Here is a 5,505-nt window from a genome sequence, read left to right on the forward strand (position 1 = left end):
CATGGATCCCGACGCACACGCGCCGGTCATCCACCCGTGGCTCACCCACCCCAAGTCCGTGTTCTGGGAGATGCTCGAAGCCTCCCTGGAGGACGTGAAGACGCTCATCCGCGATGCGCAGACCGGCTCCCCGTACGGCATGCGCCTGGGGTACTTCGATGGCGTGCCGCAGTTCCTGTTCGAGCTGTACGACCCCGCGCAGAGCGAACTCGCGGACCCGGCTACCGGCTACGTGGCGGCCGAGGGGGACATCGGGATGCACCTGCTCGTGGCCCCGAGTGATGTCCGCACGCCCGGCTTCACCGCCGCGGTGATGCTGCACATCATGCGGACCGCGTTCACCATCGCCGGTGTCCGGCGGGTCGTGGTGGAGCCCGACGTCCGCAACGTCCACGTCCACCAGCTCAACGCCGCGGTCGGATTCACCGTGGCCGGCGACTACCCGGTCGGCACCAAGACCGCCCGCCTGAGCTACTGCCTTCGCGAGGACTTCATGCGCCTCACCGAAGGCGGGCGCCGCCCCGCGGAGGTGGCGGGTGTCGCCGATGCGGCCGAGCTGACCGACGCGGCCGCACGCGTCGAGAATGTCGAGGCCTGATACGTGAGCGGAACAACGCTGACCATCGCGGAGGCCTGGGACATTTACCGCCTCAGGCTCACGCGCAAGATCCTCGCGGAACTGAGCCACGAGCGGTTCCTGGTCCCGGAGCGACTGTCCGGGGGCAGGTACGCGGTCCGCTCCGACGACGGTGCGACCGACTACACGTTCTCCGCCGAGATCCTGGCACTGGACTCGTGGTGCATCGATGAGGAGAGCATTCGCCGCTACGTCAACGGTGTGGCCAGGCCCGCGGACCCGGTCGCCCTGATCGCCGACTTCGGGACCACTCTCGGGCTGACCGGGGACGACCTGGCCGCGTACCTCGAGGAACTCACCCACACCCTCACGCTGGGCGCGGACCGCCCTGCGGAGCGCAGGGTTCCGGTCGCCGAGCTGGCGGCGGGAGCCGCGGATCCGGTGACCGGATTCCAGGCGATCGAGGCGGCCATGACCGAGGGTCACCCGTGCTTCCTCGCCAACGCGGGACGGGTCGGATTCACCATCGACGACCTGCCCCGCTTCGCCCCGGAGTACGGCGGGTCCACGCCGCTGATCTGGCTCGCTATTCGGGTCGAGAACGTGGCTTTTGCCGCGATGTCCGGGGTCGACTACGACGAGCTGATCGACTCCGAACTCGGGCGAGAGCAGCGGGATCGTTTCGCCGAGCTGCTCACCGACCGCGGCCTGGACCCGGCCGGCTACCTGCTGCTGCCGGCCCACCCGTGGCAGTGGCGGAACAAGGCCGCGCGACTGTTCGCCCCCGAGCTCGCCGCCGGCGACATCGTCGAGCTGGGGCCGTCGGCCGATCAGTACCAGCCGCAGCAGTCGATCCGCACCCTGTTCAACCGCTCCGAGCCGGCCCGCCGCTACGTCAAGGTCTCGCTGTCGATCACCAACATGGGGTTTACCCGCGGAATGTCGGCGGATTACATGAGCAGCACCCCGCTGATCAACGACTGGGTGCACAGCCGGATCGGCGACGACGAGTACCTACGCTCGGTCGGGTTCGAGGTCCGGTACGAGGCAGCGGCGATCGGCTACCGCAACCCCACGATCGAGTCCGTGACCTCGCCCGGATCCGAGTACCGCAAGATGCTCGCCGCGCTATGGCGGCAGTCGCCGATCGGGCTCCTGCGCAAGGGCGAGGAGCTGGCCACGATGGCCGCGCTGCTGCACGTCGACCACCTCGGCCACCCGATGATCGGAGCACTCATCACCCGCTCCGGCCTGGAGCCCCGCGAATGGCTGCGCCACTACCTGCGTGCCTACCTGCACCCGATCATCTACCTGCTGTACGCACACGAGCTCAAGTTCTCGCCGCATGGGGAGAACCTGATCCTGGTGCTGGTCGACGGCCTTCCGGCCCGGGCGATTCTCAAGGACATCGGGGAAGAGGTGTTCATCCTCGGCGACTGCGAGGACTTGCCGCCCGAAGGGGCGCGGGCCCGCTCGTCCGAACCGGATGACACCCGCAACCTGGGCATCCTGTCCGACGTCTTCGACGACTTCTTCCGCCCTCTCGCCGCCGTCCTGCACGGCCACGGGTTGATCAGAGACGACGACTTCTGGGACGAGGTCGCCGCGAGCGTGGACGCATTCCAGGCCGCCCATCCCGGGCTCGCCGACAAGTTCACCCGCTGGGACCTGTGGGCTCCGACATTCGGCGCCATCCATCTCAACCGCCTACAGATCGGCAACAGAAAACGCATGGTCGACCACGACGACTCCTACGCCTCGATGGTGGCCACCGGCCACGAACTGGTCAACCCCATCGCGGGCAGGCGCCCATCGCAGGCGACCGCACACCACGTCATGGCGGGTGCCCAATGACGCCGGTGACCAGCGAGATCATCCGCGACGACTGGGGCATCCCGCACGTGTGGGGCCCGACCCCGGCCGCAGCCTTGCACGGGCAGGGGAGGGCCTGCGCGCTCGACCGCGCCTGGCAGATCGAGTACATGAGGCTGCGAGCCGAGGGACGCACCGCTGAGGTGTTCGGTGCCGTCGCCGTGGACTGGGACCGCTTCGCTCGCCGAGCCGGACTGCACCGGTCGGCGCGGGCCGTCTACGAGCGGTCCACGCCGCGCACCCGCGAACTGCTCGACGCCTACATCGCCGGCGTCAACAGCGCTCTGGACGAGTCGACCGCGGTGGAACTCGAGGAGATGCAGCATCGGCCCCGCCCGTGGGAGCCCTGGACCCCCATCAGCGTCTTCATGATGCACAACATCTTGTTCGGGCAGTTCCCCAACAAGCTCTGGAGGGTCCAGGCCGCGCGAGCCTTCGGCCGTGCCGGACTGCGGATGTTCGAGTTCGAAGGGGGGATCGACCTGCCCGAAACCGCCCCCGATCTCCCGGACGAGGAGTTCATCGAGGAGGTTCTGGCCGAACTCGCGGGTGGAGTGACGGGCGGGGGCGAGACGTCGACGTTGTTGTCGTCGTCCCAAGGTTTTTCTCCGGTGACCCCCGCGGTGGCCTATGGCGCGGCGGGATCCGGCAGCAACGCGTGGGGCGTCACGTCCTCGCGCACGGCGACCGGCGCGGCGTTGATCGCCGGCGACCCGCACCGGTTCCTCGAACTGCCCGGGCTCTACGTGCAATGCCAGGTGGCGTGCCCGGAGTTCGACGTGGTGGGATTCGCCTTCGCGGGCGTGCCCGGGGTGCCGCACTTCGCGCACGCGGGCGAGGTCGCGTGGGCCATCACCAACGCGATGGGCGACTACCACGACCTGTTCCTCGAGCGCCTGACCCGCACCGACGACGGCGTGAGCGCCCAGACGCCGGACGGCACCGCGCCTATACAGGTGTGGAGCGAGACGATCCTCGTGCGCGACGGTGAGGCCCAGGACGTGGAGATCGTCGTGACCGCCAACGGGCCGGTCGTGCTCGGCGGCGTCGACGAGGCGTACGCGGTGAGCCTGCGCACGCCGCTGCTCGCGGACGTCGAGGGCTTTAGTTTTGACTCCGCCCTCGACCTGCTCTTCGCCCAGACCATCGACGAGGTCGAGCAGGCGCTCACGGGATGGGCCGAGCCGGTGAACCGCGTGGTGATCGCCGATTCTGCAGGTCACGTTCGCCAACACCTGGCCGGCGCCATGCCCGAGCGGGCAGCGGAGAACTACTGGCTGCCGGTTCCGGGCTGGGACGCGCGGCACACGTGGACCGGCATCAGCCACGGCTCGGTGGTCGATCCCGGCTTCAGTGGCGAGGCGGACGGGCACGCGGTGATCGCCAATCAGCGCACCGACGAGCTGCCGCAGCTGCAGCCGGTCACCACCGAGACCGCCGGTCCGGCCCGGGCGCGGCGGATCGGGGAGATGCTGAGCGGGTTGGACGAGGTCACCGTGGACGCGTGCACCGAGATCCACCGCGACGTCCACCTGGCCGATGCGGACATCCTGCTGGACGTGCTGCGCCCGATGTCGGGGCTGAGCGCTCCGGCAGAGCGGGTCCGGGAGCGGCTGTTGACCTGGGACAAAGCCATGGCTGTTGATTCGGTCGAGGCCTACCTGTTCGCGACCCTGCGCTCGAAGTTGGTGCGGGCGCTGTCCGGGCACGAGGCACTGTCCGCGCTCACCGCGCCGCACGGGTTCTCGTCGTTCCTCGATGCCTGGTTCGTGCCGGCGCCGCGGATGGCGGATGGCCTCGCCGCAGTGGTGACGCGGCTGCCGAACCCGGACGTGGCGTCGTGCCTCGCGGCCTGCTTGGAGGAGCTGGCCGCCGAGACCGACGGCGGCGACACCTCGCAGACCTGGGGCGATATCCACCGGTTCGCGCCGGTTCACGGCTTCGATCTCATCGGCGCCACCCCGGCCCACCCCGAGCTGTCGGCGCGGATCCGGCCCGAGGCGGTGCCGCTGGGCGGGGATTCGGACTGCGTGCTCGCCAACGCCAGCGCCGTCGGGTTCGGCGACGTCTGCCGGCTGGGGTCGGCCGCGCGCTACGTCTGGGACCTCGCCGATCGCGACCGCAGCGTCTGGTCGGTGCCGCTGGGCGCCGACGGAAACCCGGACAGCCCGCATTTCCAGGACCAGTTGCCGGTCTGGGCGGTGGGTGACGCCGTTCCGGTGGTCAGCGACTGGGATCGCCTGCGGGCCGGGCGGGCCGTGCAGGCCGACCTGAGCGCATCCGTGACCACGACCGTGGGGGAGGACCGATGAGCAGCACGATGACCGAGGCCCGGGCCGCGCGCAAGGAATTGCTGCGCCGCCGCCGACAACTGGCCGCCGGGCCTGCGTTCGGCACCGTGGAGCAGTCCGGCGCAACGCCTGACTCGTCAAATGTAGAGATCGCGGGGCTCGGGGTGGCCGAGCGCCGCATGTGGCGGATCCACCGACTGGACCCCGAGTCGGTATCGCACAACATCACCCTGCTGCTCGAGTGCCGCGGTGTGACCGCGGAGCACCTGGTGGCCGGTGTGGAGGCCGCCGTATCCGGCGCCGAGGTGCTCGGGTCAGTGATTTTTGACGACGACGACAACACCGGCACTCCCCGCCGCCTCCCCCGTGAGGCATCGGGCCGCTGGTACATCCCGGGCAGGTGCTGGGGACTGGGCACGTCGGGGATCGACGTCGGCAGCGGAACCACAATCGACACGTGCGCCGAGGTGGGCGCCGAGCTGGCTCGCACCCCCTTCGACCTGGCCTCGGAGATCCCGGTCCGCGCGTGGGTGGACGGCAGCACGCTGGTGCTGAGCGTGCACCACCTGGCCGTTGACGACACCTCGTGGCCGCTGCTGCTCGGAGCGATCCTCGCAGGGCAGTGGCCGGGCCCGGCCCCGGATACGCCTCGAGGCTCATCGACACCGTCGCACCGCCCGCCGGCCAGCGGATCGGTCGCCACCACGGCCGCCGTGGGCGCCAGCCCGGAGCGACTCGAGCGCGCGGTCTCCCACGCCCGCGGCA

Annotated in this window: 3 protein-coding genes and 1 pseudogene; all 4 read left to right on the top strand. The window is 70.0% G+C overall.

The features are described 5' to 3' along the window. Position 1 precedes the first annotated feature (1 nt). On the top strand, positions 2-598 hold the full coding sequence (locus G6016_RS02340) for a GNAT family N-acetyltransferase (protein WP_182631104.1): 597 nt from the start codon (positions 2-4) through the stop codon (positions 596-598). Between the two features lie 3 nt (positions 599-601). Beyond that, positions 602-2,431, top strand: coding sequence for an IucA/IucC family protein (locus tag G6016_RS02345; protein WP_182631105.1), 1,830 nt, complete (start codon positions 602-604; stop codon positions 2,429-2,431). After that, complete coding sequence (locus tag G6016_RS02350) at positions 2,428-4,761, top strand: penicillin acylase family protein (RefSeq protein ID WP_182631106.1); 2,334 nt, start codon at positions 2,428-2,430, stop codon at positions 4,759-4,761. The genes G6016_RS02345 and G6016_RS02350 overlap by 4 nt, the downstream gene beginning before the upstream one ends. After that, positions 4,758-5,505 (top strand): annotated as a pseudogene (locus tag G6016_RS02355) (hypothetical protein); the annotation flags it as partial. The gene G6016_RS02350 and the pseudogene G6016_RS02355, both read left to right, overlap by 4 nt.

The sequence above is a fragment of the Dietzia aerolata genome, assembly GCF_014144865.1.
GTDB lineage: Bacteria > Actinomycetota > Actinomycetes > Mycobacteriales > Mycobacteriaceae > Dietzia > Dietzia aerolata.